A 19,154-nucleotide genomic window follows, 5' to 3' on the forward strand; every position below is an offset into this window, starting at 1 on the left:
TCTTACATTCAGTTTATCAGCGATCGCCTCTTTGATTTTTGAAAAAACTCAGTATATTTTATTTCTTCTTGCCAAATTACCAAGACGCGATAAATCGCCGTCTCTACAATAATCAGACGCGATTCATCACATCTCTTACCTTAACCGAACTGTATTGCGAGTGATTCAGGAATCAAAGACGCTCGATAGCGCAGCGTAAAGCCTTATCTTCTCCCAAGGGGAGACGCTAGCGCGAACGAGAGGCAACGCCTTCGGCATGGCTTCGCTTAGAGCGACGCAGGAGCGTCTGAATCGCTACCGCAACGCTTACGGATTGCTATATATGATAATGCGGTTAACTGCCTCACTTTCCTGATACAGATAAATCACTACACTCCCAATTCCCAATTCGTCTAATCTGTCACTCGTATGCTCATACCCGATTTTAGTATTATAAATTTCACCCCTATCGGTATTGGCTTTAGCATTATTACCTTGGGAGTAATTTACTATTTTCTCAAGCTAGAAGTAACTAGGCGGCAACGGGTAGAAGCGATCCTGCGACAACAAACTGAGCGGGAGCGACTAGTAAGCCAGATTGCTCACCATATCCGTAAATCTTTGGAGTTAGAGGAGGTTCTTACTACCACTGTTGCAGAAGTACGTGAGTTTCTCCAAGCGGATAGGGTGTTAATTTATCGCCTCTGGGAAAATGGTACGGGTAGCGCTATGACTGAAACAGTTCTACCTGAATATACAAAAATTTTGGGAGAAACCTTTCCGCCCGAAGTGTTCCCTAAAGAGTATCATCAAGCCTATTCATTGGGAAAAACCCGCGCGATCGCAAATGTCGATCAAGCTGATGTCGAACCATGTCTAGCAGAGTTTGTGAAACAGTTTGGTGTCAAAGCTAAGTTGGTAGTGCCAATTTTACAAGAGAATCGGCAAGGGGATAAACAACAAGACAGCAAAACACCTGCTTCTACCCCTTATCTTTGGGGCTTATTGATTGCTCATCAGTGCGATCGCACTCGTGTATGGGAATCTTGGGAAATTGAGTTAATGAAGCAACTTGCTACCCAAGTAGCGATCGCCATCCAACAATCGGAACTTTACAAACAGCTACAAACACTCAACGCCGAACTAGAACACCGCGTTCAGCTGCGGACTCAAGAGTTAGCTACAGCCAATGTCTCTCTCCGAGCCGAAATTGCTGAACGCCAGCGCACCCAAGCCGCGTTGCAAGCTTTGATTACTGCCTCTCCTCGCGCCATTTTCACACTTGATTTAGCAGGCAACGTAAAAATCTGGAATCCTGCTGCTGAACGGATGTTTGGCTGGACAGAGGCAGAGGTAATTGACCATCCTAACCCCATTTTTTTAGATCGCCAATTAGAAGAATACAACACTCTTCAAGAAAGTATCTTACAAGGAACAACTTATACCAGAGTGGAATTGCATCTTTCTAAAAAAGATGGCACTGCGATCGATATAGTTTTTTCCGCCGCTCCATTGCATGATAGCGACGATAGTATCAACGGTATGGTAGCAGTGATTGCCGATATTACACACCAAAAGAAGCAAGAAGAACAGGTGCGGCTGTTGCAATCTGTAGTTGTAAATACTAATGATGGTGTAGTTATTACTGAAGCACAACCAATTGGCAAACCTGGGCCGCATATTATTTACGTTAATGAAGCATTCACCAGAATCACAGGTTACAGCCCGGAAGAAGTTTTGGGTAAAACGCCGCGTATTCTTCAAGGAGCAAAAACAAGTCGGGTTGAACTGGATAAAGTCTGGAATGCTCTATCTCATTGGGAATCAGTCACAGTTCAGGTAATTAACTACCGTAAAGATGGCTCGGAATTTTGGAATGAATTCAGCATCGTTCCCGTAGCCGATCAAACTGGCAGTTATACCCACTGGATAGCAGTACAACGTGACATTACCGGACGCAAAAGGCTAGATGAAATTCGGATGGCACTAGAGCGAGAAAGGGAACTCAGCGTCCTGAAAACACGCTTTTTCTCAATGGCATCTCATGAATTTCGTACTCCTCTGAGTACTGCTTTAGCAGCAGCGCAATTGCTAGAGAATTGTCAAGATGAATGGGATAACTCTTCTAAGCGACTGAGGAACTTACAGCGGATTCAACTTTCCGTCAAAAATATGGTTCAGATGTTAGACGATATTTTGACTATCAATCGAGCCGAAACCGGAAAACTAGAATTTAATCCCAAACTCATAAATTTAGAAGAATTCTGCGCTTATTTTGTCGAAGAAATGCGTCTAAGCACAGATGAAAGGCACACATTGAGTTTTGCTTGCCAAGGAAAAGCTGTTTATGCTTGGGTAGATGAAAGGTTATTGCGTTCCATTCTGTCTAATTTGCTGCTAAATGCGATTAAATATTCTCCTGAAGGAGGGAATGTTAATCTGAGTCTGGAGTTTAAATTAGATACGGTGATTCTCCAAGTTCAAGATCAAGGTATTGGGATTCCCATAGCAGATCAAAAGCACCTGTTTCAGCCGTTTCATCGTGGCAAAAACGTCAGAAGCATTCCTGGTACAGGATTAGGCTTGGTAGTAGTGAAAAAGTGTGTAGACTTACACCAAGGTCATATTAACATCACCACAGAAGTAGGAATTGGTACGACTTGTGCGGTAATACTGCCATTAGAAGGTAAGTCTTAAGTAAAGTTTTAGGTAAAAGCATAGCGTTTTTTTTAATGCAAGGAGACCATTAGCATTGTTAGCCGACGCATTGGCATTGTTAGCTGTCGCATTGGCATTGTTAGCTGTCGCATTGGCATTGTTAGCTGTCGCATTGGCATTGTTAGCTGTCGCATTGGCATTGTTAGCTGTCGCATTGGCATTGTTAGCCGACGCATTAGCATTGTTATACCTATTTTGAAGAATCAGCCAATCAGCCGTACTGAAAACTTTCATAGCTGATGCCGAAACAGCTATCTCATAATGAGATTAGTTCTCATAAAGATTAATTTTTGAGAGCGATCGCATATTCAGCACTTGAAATACATATAATATTTCTTTCAGCAAGTCTTATAGCAACCTCGGTTTTTCAAAAAAACCATGATGTCGCGCTATATCCTTACTATTCCCTAACTCAGTGCCAATTGGGCTACTAGGGGTAAAACAAAGTACAGCAGCGAATCAAAAGGCGATATTCGCAGATATGACCGCAGACACTAATGATGTTGCGGCGGCTAAAATATCTAAGTATGAGTAGTATGATCGAGCTACCCAAGTAAAAACTGTTTGTTTAATAACACAAGACCATCAGAAGATTGTAGAAAAGTGTATTTCCTTGTCTCGATAGTGGTGCTAACCTCAATTTTAAGGATGTTATCAGCCTTTATCTGCTAGAGTTTCTGACTTTCAGCAAACTAGATAATTTATCAAAAATAAAATCGCTAGGAGTGCGATGATGATGTCACAGTCTCATATCACAAGGCCAGAAATAGCTGCTGGAACTCTAATCGATAACCGCTATATTATCCAAAAACTTCTCGGACAGGGAGGATTGGGGCGAACTTACTTGGCCTTTGACACTCGTCGTTTTAATGAAGCTTGTGTTCTCAAAGAATTTGCACCCATTGGCACAGGGGAAAGTGGACTGGAACAATATCGCAACTTATTTAAAAGAGAAGCAAAAATTCTTCATCAATTGCAACATCCTCAAATTCCCAAGTTTTTGGCTTGCTTTGAAGGAGATGGTAGGCTTTTTCTAGTGCAAGAGTATGTCGATGGTAAAACATATTCTAGACTGCTAGGAGAACTTCAACGTCAAGGAAGAAATTTTGCTGAAGACGAAGTTATACAGTGGCTAAAGAATCTGCTGCCTGTTTTGGAATATGTCCACCAACACAACATTATCCATCGAGATATTTCTCCTGACAACATCATGTTACCCGATGGCAATAATTTGCCAGTGCTGATTGATTTTGGTGTAGGTAAACAAATTACTGATATAAACGAGGGAAGAAGTTCAAACCAACAGGTAACATTTGTTGGCAAAATGTCCCTCGTCGGGAAAGTGGGATATGCTCCCCGCGAACAGATTAGCCTGGGTTTATGTTCACCCTCCAGTGACCTTTATGCTTTGGGTGTGACTGCTATTGTACTACTCACAGGTAGAGATCCATCTTTACTAATGGATCAATACTCCTTGGAGTGGAACTGGCGTTATTATACCTATGTTACTGATGAATTCGCTCAAATACTTGATCGCATGTTGGCAGATAGACCTAACAAGCGATACCAAACAGCCAGAGAAGTTATTATCGATTTACAGCGTATTGAAGAACTACAAGTAGCAGCATCTCCTCCAATCATGGTTGACGATTTGCCTCCCACAGTATTTAACCCTGAATTCCAGGCGATGTCGGGTATATCGCAATCATCTAACCAAACTGAAGAAACAATTTTTAGTTCACCTACTAATCCACAAACTGGGCGAATTGAACAACAACAACCTTCACTACAGCCAGCATTTGTTAAACACTGTCAGCAACAGCTAGCTTATCACATTGGCCCAATGGCAAATCTGATTATAGAAGAAATATTAGCTCAAAATCCTGATATTTCACCTGACCAATTTATTGAACTCTTAGCTAGGGAAATTCCTAGCTTTCAAGCAGCTTTTGAATTCAAAAAAAGCTTGTTCTCATAGAGACTTATACACCACAGATTTAGGAATAATTTTTAATTTTGAATTATCGTAAAATCAAGGGTTTAAGACCCCCTACATCTATATGTAGTATCAGTTGGAATTGGGGTTTAAATCCCCAATTCCAACTGTTTTGAATTTTGAATTTTGAATTATTCCCCTGTACTTCCCTGAGTACGTTTGATTCTTTTCATTGCCATTTCTAAACTTAACTGCATCCGTTTAAAGGCTTTAGCTAAATTACCAATTTCGTCATTAGACATCTGCTCAAATTCAACTTCCATGTGTCCCGTACTGACTTCCTCAGCTATGCGAGTCATACGTTTGAGAGGCATCACAACTTGTCGATTCAAGAACAGGTTGACTAACAAGATAGTCACGATAAATATAGCTGATACAATCAAAATAATTAGTAAAGAAGACTGATTGGCTTTACTGATGACATTATTCGCCGGTACTGATATAATCTGAGCGCCAACAATCTCATGAAGCTTCCACCCAAATCCATTAGCTGCGCCATAAAGAGTAATCATACTTTGAGGTGCAGCTTCGGGCACACTATGACACTTCAGACAGCTTTCTTCAGAAACTTCTAAGGGACGAGCAATATAAAAGATATCCCCACCAGGAATTGAGCGAAATCCACTTACTTCTTTAAGGTCTGATTTATTTCTGAACCTTTCTACAATTTCCGTTTCAAAACCATCAGCCTTATCTCGAAGATTTGTCGGATTGAGAGTTGCTTCTTTGTAAAAGAAATCACGGTATTCTGTTGTTTTTCGTAAAATTTCAAATACCTCCCGTGCTGAGTATCCAGGCACGGTTTGCGGCAAAAATTCAGTAGCCAATTTATCAACTAGCTCTGGATTCACTTGAGTGCTGGTGTATTTGCGAACAGAACTCATTGTTTGGATGAGCATGAGACCAGTTGAGCTAATATCTTGTTTAGCATTTTCTCGGAGCAGGGAGGAAAGAGCAAACCCAGTCAAGCTCAGACCGAATGTCAGAATTACCAGCAGCAAAATTGTAAATTTTTGTTTCAGATTTAGATTCTTTAGCATAATTTTAGATTATCGACAAGTCAAATTATTATGAACAAATATGGCTAAAGTCATCGTTTACTCTAGCATGAGTAATCAACTAAAAATTTTAGTGTAAAGACATAGTTGAGCTAAAACTATGAGGATATATCCAACTTTATACTATTAGTAATTATTGAGGTTAATGAAAATGTTCTCTAAGTAACTAAGTTTTAAAAATCTACAACAGCAATTCAAATGGAATTCCCAAAAATTCCGGTGGCTGTTCTGATGCCGTGCCAAAATAAATACCAGCAATTGTCAAATATTACTAATGGTGTGGAATGCAGGAAAGTCTTTATTCGGGGGACGCTACATTATCGAAAGCCAACTAGGTGAAGGCGGAATTGGCATCACTTATCTTGCCAGAAATCAACGGAATCAACAGCGAGTGATTAAAACCCTCAAAGAAGAAATCCTGAATCACCCCGCCTGGATACTCCACCGAAACAAGTTACGGCAAGACTTTCGTGATGAAGCAGTTCGGCTGGCTGTGTGCCACCATCCTCATATAGTACAGATAGAAACCATCTTTGATGAGGGAAATTTCCCTTGCATGGTGATGGATTATATCGAAGGCGAAGATTTGGGACAGCGTTTGAAGCGAATAGGGGTGCTATCAGAAGCAGAAGCACTGCTGTATATCCGACAAATTGGCAGCGCTTTGACCCTAATTCATTCTAAAGGACTGCTGCATCGGGATCTCAAACCACGCAATATAATGATCCGCATTGATAAACCAGAAGCAGTGCTGATAGACTTTGGCATTGCTAGAGAATTTATTCCTAATGTAATTCAAAGGCATACTGTATATCGCACTCCTGGTTTTGCCCCTCCTGAGCAGTATGAAGCAGAAGCGCCACGAGGAGAATATATTGATATATATGCCCTAGCCGCTACTTTGTATAATTTACTTACCGCAGTTGTACCAACAAGTGCAGATGATCGGCGTCATAATATTAATTTAGAACCACCACAATATTTTAATTCCAACATCAGCAACAGGGTAAATCAGGCTATTCTGTGCGGCATGGATTTGGAGTCAACCTACCGTCCCCAATCTGTGCAGGAATGGTTGGATTTATTGGGCCCTGATGCTGGGGAAGATATAACAGAAATACCTTCTACCTTAATTGTTGCACCTAGACAGCAACTACCTCCACCTGTTGTATTAGACCGACAGAAGTGGCAATGTGTGCAGACCCTTAAAGGTCATTCTAGTATGGTTCATGCGATCGCCATTAGCCCAGATGGCCAATTTATTGCTAGTGGCAGTAATGACAAGACTATCAAACTTTGGCAAGTAGCTACTGGAAAGCTAGTGCGTCAATTGGGTCGTTGGTCTTCTAGTCATTCCAGTATGGTTCATTCCGTTGCTTTTAGCCCAATTTCTGCAAACTTTTCTTATCAAGGAGATTCCGGCAAATCTACGGGAGTTACAGACCTAAGCCGGGGAATCTTAGCTAGCGGTAGTTGGGATAACACCATCAAATTATGGGATATCAACACAGGCAAAGAAATTCGTACTCTTACTGGTCATGCCAACTGGGTGAATTCTGTTGCCTTTAGTCCAGATGGCAAGTTTCTGGCTAGTGGCAGTGCTGACTGCACAATCAAACTGTGGCAAGTGGGTACTGGCATAGAAATCCAAACTCTCACAGGTCATTCCGACGCAGTTTCATCAGTGGCTTACTGTCCGAGAACGCCTGCAACCAATAGCCAGGATAAACAGCTAGTGGCTAGTGGCAGTAATGATTACACAATTAAACTGTGGCAAGGATACACCCCCAGAAATATTTATACACTCACAGGTCATTCCTTCTTTGTCAACTGTATCGCCTTTAGCAAGGATGGGGAAATTATCGCTAGTGGCAGTGGTGACAACACAATTAAACTGTGGCATGTAAATACAGGCAGAGAAATTCGTACTCTCATTGGTCATTCTGATTCCATTTGGTCAGTCGCCTTTAGCCAGGATGGACAATTTCTCGCTAGTGGTAGTTGGGACAAAACTATCAAACTGTGGCATATACACAGTGGCAGAGAAATCAGCACACTGACAGGGCATTCCAGCTATGTGAGATGTGTTACCTTTAGTCCTGATGGCCAAACCCTAGTTAGCGGTGGTGATGACGACACGATCAAAATTTGGCGGAGAGGGTAGTAAATAATTTGTAATTTGTAATTTACGTCTCTTTGTCCTGAGTGTGGTTTGATACTTTTAAATCTACAGATAGAATTGCGATCGCTCCAAATTTGTCACAATAATTACGGCAACCGTGATTTTTGAACAATAAATTAGATATATGGGCTTTGGTATTGGTGATTTATTCTGGATTTTCCTCCTGCTGACTTCTTTGCAACCCCTTTGGCAAAAACGTCAAATAGAATATCGGCGTTTGCGTGCTTTACAAGAATTCCAGCAGGAACGCAAAAGTCGGGTGATTTTGTTAATTCACCGCCAAGAATCCATTAGCTTTCTGGGAATTCCGATATCTCGCTACATTACTATCGAAGACTCAGAACAAATATTGCGTGCAATTCGCCTCACACCTCCAGATGTGCCAATTGATTTAATTTTGCATACTCCTGGTGGTTTGGTTTTGGCTACTGAACAAATCGCCAGAGCTTTAATTCGCCATCAGGCAAAAGTTACAGTCTTTGTACCTCACTATGCCATGAGTGGCGGTACAATGCTTGCGATCGCCTCTGATGAAATTATTATGGATACTAACGCTGTCTTAGGGCCAGTTGATCCCCAATTGGGTAATTACCCCGCAGCTAGCATCCTGAAAGTAGTTGAAGATAAACCCATCAGTGAGATTGATGACCAAACCTTAATTATGGCTGACCTCTCACGCAAAGCAATTCAGCAAGTGCAGCGGTTTGTGCGAACTCTCCTGAAAGACAGTATACCCAAACAAAAAGTTCTGCCAGAAAATATCGAACCGATTATCGAAGCCCTAACAACTGGGCGCGTCACTCACGACTATCCCATCACTATTGAAGAAGCAACAGAAATGGGGCTGCCCGTAACTGTCGGACTGCCCCATTCTATTTACGATCTCATGGATCTGTACCCACAATCCCAAGGAGGGAGACCCAGCGTGCAGTACATTCCTATGCCTTACAATGACCGCCTTCCAATTCTACCTACACCCAAGGGCAGACCCTTAGAAGAACCAAATCAGAGGACTTGAGTGGTTCTGGGGTAGGAGTTGTTTGTGGCAACTAAGGTGTAGTTGTTGGGGTAGCCGTTGGGGTAGCCGTTGGGGTAGCTGTTGGGGTAGCTGTTGGTGTCGCTGTTGGGGTAGCTGTTGGTTTAGCCGTCGGTTTAGCCGTCGGTTTAGCCGTCGGTTTAGCCGTCGGTTTAGCTGTTGGTTTAGCCGTCGGTTTAGCCGTCGGTTTAGCTGTTGGTTTAGCCGTCGGTGTCGCTGTCGGTGTTGCTGTTGGCTGACTCACAACTGTCTTTGCTTCTTCATTCAGCTTTTGGCGGAGTGCTAAATTAGCAATTCCAGTTTCTTGCAGCTGATATTTCTTCTGATACTCCTTCACCACTTCTTCCGTGCGAGAACCATAAAAATGATCGCGTGGGAGGGGAGGATTGGGCTTCACCACTACATTCAGATTTGTGTGCAGAATTTTAACGATATTAGCAGCAAAATCTTGGGTTTTTGGCCCTGCTATTCCATCAACTGGTTTTAGCTTATAGCCCGTCTGAAATTCTCGAATTGCCTTTTTAGTTTCTTCGTCCGTCAAAGCAGTGTTTGTTATCTTGACGTTATAGCCTAATCCCCGCAATACCTCACGGAACTGCTGGGGCGTATAGCTACGCTGAGGGGCTGCGAAACCTGTGTCTGCAATTACTAAACTAGCAGTCACCAGGCAAGTAACAGCAAAGGTTGCGCTTGATTTTCCAAACCCACACCACATATTCAAAACTCCTTTGGGTTAAATCAGCAGGATTATAAAGGTTAACAGCTGCATTTTAAGTTTGTTTAATAACTTTTTTCACGATTATTTCATGATTTTTGAATAATTTGTGACTTATTTTTGTAAAATTTAGTCACCAACACAAAAACTGATTTGTATCATCCATCAAAAGAAGTATCTTGTATTGGCAGAGATACAGCAGTTATCATTTGAATCGAATAGACCCTTTGATCTGGAGATTGGCGACTGTTACTCACACAGGCGTTTAAAGCCTCCTGTGGTTTTGGTTTCTAACTGCCCTTTTAGGGACTTCCAAATAAAAAAATAATCAATCGCTTTGGAGAGACAAGGGAGAGATATTGCTACCTTGTCCCCCTTGTCCCCCTGCTCCTATTGGATACAAAAATTGAGTAATTTAATTTTTGGATGTCCCTTATCTGGGGTTTACTCAACTGTAAATAACTGCAAATAGCTGTAATTTCTTGGAAATAGCCGAAAATTAATTAAGCGAAAGAGCTTATATTCTCAATGTTCTCAACGTGTATAATATATGACAAATAATGAGAAACATAAAATCTTCTAAACAGCGTAATCTCTGGTTTGAAAGACTTATGGCAATTACTGCCACCGTAAATTTAGGTTTAGTTTTGTTTGATTTAAGTTACGTACCCTGGCGAGATTTCTACTTGCGAAAACTTCCGCAAATTGTTGAGATTTATGACCCCATCAAAGGTATTGAACGCCATCGAGAAACGAAAAATTATTTAGAACTAGTAAAGGCATTAGAAGAACAAGTCAGCCAAACAGGGTTACAGTCGCCTCAAGTCAATAGCAGGCTAGAAGAAATCAGGCGTCTGAGCAACGAGATGATTGACACTAACCCGTTTGCGGGAGTGAATAAGAGTGGTACTCTGGAGAAAATCAAAAAGCGGATGCGCGATCGCATCCACAACGAATCTGCAAAACAGTCCTTTGCCACTTTTTGGAGTCAGCCGTACTTATCACAAAAAGGCTGGGTTCAAGAAATTAATTTTTTCAACGATAGCATTCGCCCTTTGATTGCCTCTAACTACTACCGCAAAATTGGCGAAAATGGCGAATTTGTTGATGATTTCTGGATTATTGACTTATTCTTTGTAATTTTATTTGGTGTAGAATTGCTGGGCCGCACCTTCTTGCTCAGACGACAACATCCTGGTTTAAGCTGGTTAGAAGCAGTATTGTGGCGTTGGTACGACCTATTTTTACTACTACCTTTTTGGCGATGGTTGCGAATCTTACCTGTAGTAGTCCGCCTCGATCAAGCGCAGTTATTGAATTTGCATCCAGTGCGGCGGCAACTTAATCAGGGAATTGTCGCCAATTTTGCCGAAGAACTCACAGAAATTGTCGTGGTGAGAGTGATTAATCAGGTTCAGGGTTCAATTCAGCGGGGTGAATTAACAAGCTGGCTCTCGCAACAAGAAAATTTACGTCCCTACATAGATATTAATAATGTGAATGAAGTAGAAGCGATCGCAGGTCTTTTGGTAAAAACAATTGTCTACCAAGTGCTACCTGAAATCCAACCTGCGATCGTTGCCATTCTGCGCCACAACATCGAAACCGTCTTCCATCAAGTCCCCGTCTACCGCAACCTCCAGAATCTCCCCGGTGTGGGACAGGCCCAAACCCAGTTAAGCGAACAATTGGCGACTCAAATCACAACTAATCTTTACAAAACGTTAGTTAACGCTGTTGAAGACCCTGTGGGCGCAAAACTCACCAGTCAACTAGTAGAAACCTTTAGCAAAGTCTTGGGATCTCAAATCAAAGAAAGACACGTACTCTCAGAAATTCAGAGTTTACTTTTTGACTTCTTAGAGGAAATCAAACTCAACTACGTTCAGCGTCTATCCCAAGAAGACATAGACCAAATTATCGAGCAAACCCGAAAGCTGAGAACACAAACATCAGTTTCCACAGTAATTGATAAAGGTAATACTCTCCCAGAAATACGGGAAGGGTAGAGGGGAAGATGAGGGAGACAAGGGAGATGAGGGAGACAAGGGAGACAAGGGGACAAGAAGAATAACCAATGCCCAATGCCCAATGCCCAATCCCCAGCCCCCAATGCACGACTATAAAAGAAATGCGCTAAACTCGAATTAGGCGAATCATCATTTGGTTCGTCACAAGACTTCTTGGAAGATATACCTATCGCAGGAAGTGGGTCGACGCCCACTTTTTTTATTGAATTCTCTCATGGCTCATCCTTTAGTTCCACAAATTATTGATTTGGCGACACCAGTAGCAGAAGGACTGGGATTGGAAGTGGTTGGCGTGGTTTTTCACACCAACCAAAGTCCCCCAGTGTTGCGGGTAGATATTCGTAACCCTGAACAAGACACTGGGTTGAACGATTGTGAGAGGATGAGCCGTGCTTTAGAAGCTTCCTTAGATGCTGCGGAAATCGTTCCAGATAAATACGTCTTGGAAGTGTCTAGTCCTGGTATTTCGCGGCAACTGGTAACAGACAGGGAGTTTATTTCCTTTAAAGGATTTCCTGTCATTATCTCCACAACGCCCCCCTACGAAGGACAACAAGAGTGGACAGGTCAGTTGATTCGTCGGGATGAGACAACACTTTACTTAAACCAAAAAGGTCGTGTAGTCGAAATTCCCCGTTCCCTAATTAATAAGGTGCAGTTAGACGAGCGCCGATAAACGAGGATTAAAGGCTAGAGGCTAGGGACTAGGTATTGGAGGAGCAGAGGAGCAGAGGAGCAGAGGAGAAGTTGCTGCAAGTCTTTTCCCTTTGCACCTAATGCCCCATGCCCAGTCCCCAGTCCCCAGTCCCTAATTTTTAAAGGAGATTGCTTATGTCAATGGTTACTTTACCGGGATTAAAAGAATTAATTGAAAGTATAAGTCGCGATCGCAATTTACCCCGGCTTGCAGTTCAATCAGCGATTAGAGAAGCCCTACTCAAAGGCTACGAACGTTATCGCCGTGCCCAAAATTTAGAGCGCAGACAGTTTGACGAAGATTATTTTGAGAATTTTGAAGTAGAACTCGATATTGAAGGAGAAGGCTTTCGCGTTCTTTCCACCAAAACCATTGTTGAAGAAGTCAATAACACAGACCACCAAATTTCCCTAGACGAAGTTCAACAAGTTGCTCCTGAAGCCCAGCTAGGAGACTCTGTAGTACTGGATGTTACCCCCGACCAAGGAGAATTTGGGCGGATGGCGGCGATGCAAACTAAGCAGGTATTGGCGCAAAAATTACGGGATCAACAGCGCCAAATGGTGCAAGAAGAGTTCCAAGATTTAGAAGGAACAGTCCTGCAAGCAAGAGTCCTGCGGTTTGAACGGCAATCAGTGGTTTTGGCAGTCACCAGTAATTTTGGTCAGCCAGAAGTAGAAGCAGAATTACCGAAGCGGGAACAGCTACCCAACGATAATTATCGGGCAAATGCCACCTTCAAGGTATATCTGAAAAAAGTCTCCCAAGGTCAACAACGAGGGCCACAGTTGCTTGTGTCTCGTGCTGATGCTGGTTTGGTGGTTTATCTTTTTGCCAACGAAGTCCCAGAAATTGAAGATGAAGTGGTACGGATTGTTGCCGTCGCTAGGGAGGCAAACCCCCCCTCCCGTTATGTCGGTCCCCGGACTAAAATAGCAGTAGACACTCTCGATCGCGATGTAGACCCAGTAGGCGCTTGTATTGGAGCCAGGGGATCGCGAATTCAAGTGGTAGTCAACGAATTACGCGGTGAAAAAATAGATGTAATTCGCTGGTCGCCAGACCCAGCAACATATATCGCTAATGCCCTAAGTCCAGCACGAGTAGATGAAGTACGGCTGATGGACCCGGAATCACGGCAAACTCACGTACTGGTGGCTGAAGATCAATTGAGTTTGGCCATCGGCAAAGAAGGACAAAACGTCCGTTTAGCAGCCCGCCTGACTGGTTGGAAAATAGACATCAAAGACAAAGCTAAGTATGACTTTGCAGGAGAGGATGCTAAATTTGCAGCCGTCAGAACAAAATATCAATCAGAAGAATCAGAGGAAGACGATCTGGAATATGAGGAAGAATTCGAGGATGAAAATCAGGAAGAATTAGAAGAAGATAGTTTTGACAACAACGATGATGAATAATTGATTAATTTTGTAAAGTTTTGATACTGTAGATTGTAGTCTCAGTCTCAAGGATTATTTTCTCAAAAGCTACTTGGTATAGGTAAAAACATAGTCATAGTAAACTTCTTTTTACTGCCATTATCCTGGGCTGGGATCGTAGAAAACCGATGAAACCAAATTATCGGCGCTGTATTAGTTGCCGTAAAGTAGGCTCAAAAGATGAGTTTTGGCGGATTGTCCGCGTCTTTCCATCGGGAAAGGTACAATTAGATCAGGGCATGGGGCGTTCTGCCTATATTTGTCCAGAAACGAGTTGCTTACAAGCGGCTCAAAAAAAAAATCGACTAGGGCGATCGCTACATGCATCAGTGCCAGAAACACTGTACCAAAGCTTGTCGCAACGTCTAGCCCGCATTAATACCCAAAACCAAATTTAGTTGGAACAACTTTGTGACGTAATCATTAGAGGCATTGTGTCGGAAGCCGAAGTCGTGCTTTCATCACACTCCCCGTTGATCGTTAAGGTTAGTGCCAAAATAGTAAATGGGTGTAAAAGGCATTCGACTCTCCAATAAACAAGAGGGGCGAGGCAACATTCCCAGAACAAGATGTAATCGATTGTGTTGTGGAAGACTCAGAATCACCAAAACAAGAAACTACAAAATGGCAACCTGGTAGCGCTCAGGCGCAGTTCGGCGTCAAGGGTTCCTATAAAAATCTTTTATTTAAGAAATTTTTATGGGTATCCCTCAACCATCATTCCTGGTGGGGATGCCATTATTAAACCGAAACATCTCTCTTTCCTGATTGGAGGCACCGGCAAAAACTGAACGGCAGTCTAAAAACAGTAATCCAAGGATGGAGATGTCGCAAACCAGGCAACCATCCGCTAAAACTGTAAATTAAAGGGGAAGAGTGGATGACCAACGGCAAAGTTAGAATTTATGAATTATCAAAGGAATTGAATTTGGATAACAAAGAGCTACTAGCAATTTGCGACCAGCTCGATATTGCGGTCAAAAGCCATAGCAGCACGATTTCAGAATCCGAGGCAGAAAACATCCGGGCGGCAGCAGAAAAGCTTGCAGCTACGAGTGTGTCTACCAAAAAGGAACTAGGTACAACCAGCCATAAGCCAAATTCACCACCCAACGGCGGACGTAACCGACCTGCTGCACCCCACAAACAGCAAATTTTGGAAATACGCAAACCCAAAATATTGAGAAATACTACTCCCAACGCCCCAGAGGCGTCACTTGCTAACAATACCCAAGCTGCCTTGTCTGAAGCTAATCCTCCCTCTCCTCCACGGCCTTTCGCTACACCAGTCTCACCCCTGAAACCGGCAGCACCAACTCGACCTGTGCCCCGGACTCAATCTGAGACTAAAGAGCAACCCCAGATCCAATCTCCGATCGCTGGCTTGGAACAAACGCCTAATCCAAATCCAGCACCGGAAAAAATAGTATCCCAAAAACCGGAAAAAACAGTTGCACCCAGACCAAAATCGGAAAAACCGATCAAACCGCAACTAGTTGCTCCTCCAGCCAGACCTGCGGCGGAAGAAGCCCCGGTGGCAGATGAGCCGTCGGGATCTCAGGCAGATAAACCGATCCTCAAACGCGACCAACGGCTACGACCCGCAGAAGGCGATCGCGAGCAAATTAAGCCAAGAGTCGCTAAACTGCCAACAGACCAGTCCCCAGTCGGTGCGCCACAAAGGACAAGTCGTCCCACCCCTGCACCCAGCAGACCAGAGCCAAGGGGCAATAGACCATCTGCACCATCACAACTGGGAGAGGGGCAACGACCCAGACCAGCACGCCCAGGTGAATCTGTAGCAGCCGCAATGCCGATCGCTACTCCACCCAGACAGTTGTCAGGAATAGCCGGCAAATCTCAAGGATTGGGTGATGAACCAATCACACCGGATCTCCTCGACTTGAAACGCCCAAGTCCACCTCGCCCAACCAAAGGCGGCAAAAAGTGGGTAGAAGAGGAAATCATTGACGAAGTTAAAGAGAAGGCAAAAGCTGGCGTTAAAGGCAAGCGGATCAAACCCATACTTGATGATGAGTTTGAAGAAGATTTGCTGGATGATGACGATATCGACTCACCAGCCACAGTCCAAGTCAGCCTTTCCATAGCTCGTCCTCCGAAACCGAAAGCGACTCGACCTGTACAGATGCCAGGTGCAACCCTTGCTAGCGCCCCAACTGCAAGAGCGAAAAAATCTGGTTCTAGGTCTGGTTCTAGGTCTGGTTCTGGCCGAGACCATCACCAAAATCGTCGCCAAGAAGCCGAAACCAAGCGTGAACGTCCTGAAAAAGTGACGATTACAGGGCCGTTAACGGTGCAAGAACTGTCTGACGTTTTAGCCGTTGCCGATACAGAGATCGTCAAAATCCTGTTCCTGAAAGGCATGGCGGTGAGTATCACCCAAAATCTAGATATTCCCACAATTACCCTGGTAGGAAAAGAACTAGAAATAGAAGTCGAAACCGCCGAGCGAGAAGCAGAAGCCCGGAAAATTACGGAAATGGTCGGTGCAGAAGACCTAGAATATCTCCATCGCCGTCCGCCAGTCGTGACAATTATGGGTCACGTAGACCACGGTAAAACAACCCTGCTCGACTCAATCCGCAAAACCAAAGTGGCTGCTGGCGAAGCTGGCGGTATCACTCAACACATTGGTGCTTACCATGTGGATTTGGTACATGAGGGTAAACCACAGCAGATAGTTTTCTTGGATACGCCTGGTCACGAAGCTTTTACAGCGATGCGGGCACGAGGAGCTAGGGTAACAGACATTGCCGTGTTGGTAGTGGCTGCTGATGATGGTGTCCGTCCCCAAACTATTGAAGCCATTAGTCACGCCCAAGCTGCGGGAGTGCCAATTGTTGTTGCCATTAACAAAATTGACAAAGAAGGGGCACAGCCAGAGCGGGTTAAACAAGAACTGACCCAATATGGTTTGACAGCAGAAGACTGGGGCGGTGAGACAATCATGGTTCCTGTGAGCGCTATCAGAGGTGAAAATCTGGATACGCTCTTAGAAATGATTCTCTTAGTAGCAGAAGTTGGAGAACTATCTGCTAACCCAGATCGTGCCGCCAAAGGAACTGTCATTGAAGCACATCTGGATAAGGCTAAGGGAGCAGTTGCTACCCTGCTAATTCAGAATGGTACTCTGCATGTGGGAGATATCTTGGTAGCTGGTTCGGCCTTCGGTAAAGTCCGGGCGATGGTGGATGACAGAAGCAAGAGAGTAGACATTGCTTCTCCTTCCTTTGCTGTCGAGGTATTAGGTTTAAGTGATGTGCCAGCAGCCGGCGACGAGTTCGAGGTCTTCCAGAACGAAAAAGAAGCCAGGGCACTCGCTAGCGATCGCGCCGATAGACAACGCCTATCCCGCCTGTTACAAGGACGTGTTACCCTCACAACCCTGTCCGCTCAAGCCCAAGAAGGCGAGTTGAAAGAACTCAACTTGATCTTGAAAGGAGACGTACAAGGTTCTGTAGAAGCCATTGTGGGAGCGCTCAAGCAAATCCCGCAAAACGAAGTCCAAATTCGGATGCTGTTGGCGACTGCTGGGGAAATTACCGAGACAGATATCGACTTAGCCGCTGCCAGTAACGCTGTAATTATCGGCTTCAACACCACCTTTGCCAGTGGTGCCAGACAAGCCGCCGATGAAGCAGGTGTCGATGTCCGAGAATACAACGTCATCTACAAACTCCTAGAAGATATCCAAGATGCCTTGGAAGGTCTTTTGGAACCAGAGTTGGTGGAAGAACCCTTGGGTCAAACCGAAGTCCGTGCCGTCTTCCCAGTCGGTCGTGGTGCGGTTGCCGGTTGCTACGTTCAATCTGGCAAGCTAGTTCGCAACTGCAAAGTCAGGGTGCGACGCGGCGGTAAGGTGATCTTTGAAGGTGTCCTTGACTCCCTAAAACGGATGAAAGAAGATGCCCGTGAGGTTAACGCTGGTTATGAATGCGGTGTCGGCATCGATAAATTCAATGATTGGGTTGAAGGTGACATCATCGAATCCTATCAGATGGTTACGAAACGCCGCACTCTCACCTTAACCAGATAGTGTTAAGGGTAAAATGGTTAGAAGTTAGGAGTGATAAATTAGGAGTTAGTAGTTAAAGATTGCTAATTCTTAACTCCTAACTCTTAACTCACAACTTTTTATAATATGCATTCATTTCGCTCTGAACCTATTTTGTGGATTCATGTCGCTGGATTAGCGACTTTGCCTGTTTTTTTAGTACTCTGTTTATTTTTCTTGTCTGTAGGCGAGCCGTTTTTACCAGTCTGGATGGAGCTATTCTTAGTTGCCGCCATCGGTGTTCTCCCCCTGTTGTGGATGCAGTTGCGTCGCCCTTTTTATATATTTGCTCTTTTAGGAATAGCCCAAAAGCCAGAAAATCTGACTGAAAGTCAACGAAAAATTCTCTGTTTAATTAATACAAAGTTAAATCGTATTCTGGCATTAGTAGCAGCAGGATTGTCAGTTTTTGTGTTGTGGCATCTTTACCAAATTGCCCCATTAGTAGCAAATTCAGCTAAATTTCTCCCACAATGGCGTAGTCTTGCACTAGTGCTTGCAGGGTTAGCTTTTTTAGGCAGCAATCTATTTTTACAAATACCTCTGAGTGTAATGCGAGTTTTGGTGACTAATGACACAGAATTTGCTGGCATAGAACCATTATCTTTAGAAAAGATTAAGCAAGATTTTACCATTTTAGGGGTAAGGGTTAATCAAATCGTGCCCCGACTACTGCAATCCTTGTTTAGGATAAATACAGATTCGTAGCAGCCCATAAAGTATATTATTTGACTTTAAAGGGCTAGAGAGGAGAGCAGGGGGCAGGGAGCAGGGAGCAAGGGAGAAGAATTTTCCCCTCCGCCCCCTGCACCCCGCCCCTCTGCCTCTTTTCAATGTCCAATACCCAATTACCGTTGAAGTTTAAAATAAAGGAATGAGGAACTATGGCTCAAATTCCAGCTTCTAGCGATCGCCAATTTTCTGCTGATACTGAAATTTGGTATAGCCTTAAGTGCGCGATCTCCACTAGTTCCGGTTTTCAGCGCTGGCAATTAGAACGCGATACCCAATTACAGGGAATTCGTCTGGAACAACAAGTACAGCGGTATTTAAGGGAAACTTTAGAAACTTTAGCTTACTAGTAGAATTTTTTAAATAACACAATAGACATCTGTGAAAAAGAATGTAGAGACGCGTTCATGCGGGGATTAGTCCCGCATGAACGCGTCTCTACAAGTATTTTAAGTAACGTATAATTAATTTCCGAAGATGTCTAATATAACTAATGT

General features: G+C 43.7%; 14 protein-coding genes. 11 read left to right on the forward strand and 3 right to left on the reverse strand.

Annotated features, from left to right (window positions below; all coding sequences use genetic code 11):
* Positions 1-408: 408 nt before the first annotated feature.
* Positions 409-2,676, forward strand: coding sequence for a PAS domain S-box protein (locus tag FD723_RS18080; protein ID WP_256874856.1), 2,268 nt, complete (start codon positions 409-411; stop codon positions 2,674-2,676).
* Here the strand turns inward: FD723_RS18080 and FD723_RS18085 are convergent.
* Positions 2,659-2,931, reverse strand: coding sequence for an alanine-zipper protein (locus FD723_RS18085; protein ID WP_179066560.1), 273 nt, complete (start codon positions 2,929-2,931; stop codon positions 2,659-2,661). The two genes, FD723_RS18080 and FD723_RS18085, sit on opposite strands and share 18 nt — an antisense overlap.
* A gap of 502 nt (positions 2,932-3,433) precedes the next feature.
* On the opposite strand from FD723_RS18085, the gene FD723_RS18090 reads away from it, so the two are divergent.
* Positions 3,434-4,675 (forward strand): serine/threonine-protein kinase, encoded by a 1,242-nt coding sequence (locus tag FD723_RS18090; RefSeq protein ID WP_179069188.1) that lies wholly within the window; start codon positions 3,434-3,436, stop codon positions 4,673-4,675.
* A gap of 149 nt (positions 4,676-4,824) precedes the next feature.
* On the opposite strand, the gene FD723_RS18095 is transcribed toward FD723_RS18090, so the two are convergent.
* The gene (locus FD723_RS18095) at positions 4,825-5,733 is read right to left on the reverse strand and encodes a DUF3365 domain-containing protein (protein ID WP_179066561.1); all 909 of its coding nucleotides are present in this window, start codon (positions 5,731-5,733) and stop codon (positions 4,825-4,827) included.
* A 292-nt stretch (positions 5,734-6,025) separates the two neighbouring features.
* On the opposite strand from FD723_RS18095, the gene FD723_RS18100 reads away from it, so the two are divergent.
* Together FD723_RS18100 and FD723_RS18105 are read left to right on the forward strand one after the other, a co-directional pair.
* Positions 6,026-7,915 (forward strand): serine/threonine-protein kinase, encoded by a 1,890-nt coding sequence (locus FD723_RS18100; RefSeq protein WP_179066562.1) that lies wholly within the window; start codon positions 6,026-6,028, stop codon positions 7,913-7,915.
* Positions 7,916-8,057: 142 nt separating this feature from the next.
* Positions 8,058-8,951 carry a hypothetical protein gene (locus tag FD723_RS18105; protein WP_179066563.1) on the forward strand — a complete coding sequence of 298 codons (894 nt, stop codon included), beginning with the start codon at positions 8,058-8,060 and terminating at the stop codon, positions 8,949-8,951.
* Between the two features lie 31 nt (positions 8,952-8,982).
* On the opposite strand, the gene FD723_RS18110 is transcribed toward FD723_RS18105, so the two are convergent.
* A complete protein-coding gene (locus tag FD723_RS18110) occupies positions 8,983-9,684 on the reverse strand; it encodes a peptidoglycan-binding protein (RefSeq protein ID WP_179066564.1) in 702 nt (233 codons plus the stop codon).
* A gap of 560 nt (positions 9,685-10,244) precedes the next feature.
* On the opposite strand from FD723_RS18110, the gene FD723_RS18115 reads away from it, so the two are divergent.
* The 7 genes from FD723_RS18115 to FD723_RS18145 all read left to right on the forward strand — a co-directional run bounded on the left by FD723_RS18115 (position 10,245) and on the right by FD723_RS18145 (position 19,007).
* Positions 10,245-11,693, forward strand: a complete 1,449-nt coding sequence (locus FD723_RS18115; RefSeq protein ID WP_179066565.1) for a hypothetical protein — start codon at positions 10,245-10,247, stop codon at positions 11,691-11,693.
* Between the two features lie 235 nt (positions 11,694-11,928).
* Positions 11,929-12,390: a ribosome maturation factor RimP gene (gene rimP / locus FD723_RS18120; RefSeq protein ID WP_179066566.1), complete on the forward strand. Its 462-nt coding sequence runs from the start codon at positions 11,929-11,931 to the stop codon at positions 12,388-12,390.
* A 155-nt stretch (positions 12,391-12,545) separates the two neighbouring features.
* Positions 12,546-13,829, forward strand: coding sequence for a transcription termination factor NusA (nusA, locus tag FD723_RS18125; protein ID WP_179066567.1), 1,284 nt, complete (start codon positions 12,546-12,548; stop codon positions 13,827-13,829).
* 149 nt (positions 13,830-13,978) lie between these two features.
* The gene (locus FD723_RS18130; RefSeq protein WP_179066568.1) at positions 13,979-14,248 is read left to right on the forward strand and encodes a YlxR family protein; all 270 of its coding nucleotides are present in this window, start codon (positions 13,979-13,981) and stop codon (positions 14,246-14,248) included.
* 482 nt (positions 14,249-14,730) lie between these two features.
* Positions 14,731-17,907 carry a translation initiation factor IF-2 gene (gene infB, locus FD723_RS18135; protein ID WP_179066569.1) on the forward strand — a complete coding sequence of 1,059 codons (3,177 nt, stop codon included), beginning with the start codon at positions 14,731-14,733 and terminating at the stop codon, positions 17,905-17,907.
* A 105-nt stretch (positions 17,908-18,012) separates the two neighbouring features.
* Positions 18,013-18,633 carry a low-complexity tail membrane protein gene (locus FD723_RS18140; protein ID WP_179066570.1) on the forward strand — a complete coding sequence of 207 codons (621 nt, stop codon included), beginning with the start codon at positions 18,013-18,015 and terminating at the stop codon, positions 18,631-18,633.
* A 176-nt stretch (positions 18,634-18,809) separates the two neighbouring features.
* Positions 18,810-19,007 carry a hypothetical protein gene (locus tag FD723_RS18145; RefSeq protein ID WP_179066571.1) on the forward strand — a complete coding sequence of 66 codons (198 nt, stop codon included), beginning with the start codon at positions 18,810-18,812 and terminating at the stop codon, positions 19,005-19,007.
* Positions 19,008-19,154 lie beyond the last annotated feature (147 nt).

The sequence above is a fragment of the Nostoc sp. C052 genome (assembly GCF_013393905.1).
Classification (GTDB): Bacteria; Cyanobacteriota; Cyanobacteriia; order Cyanobacteriales; family Nostocaceae; genus Nostoc.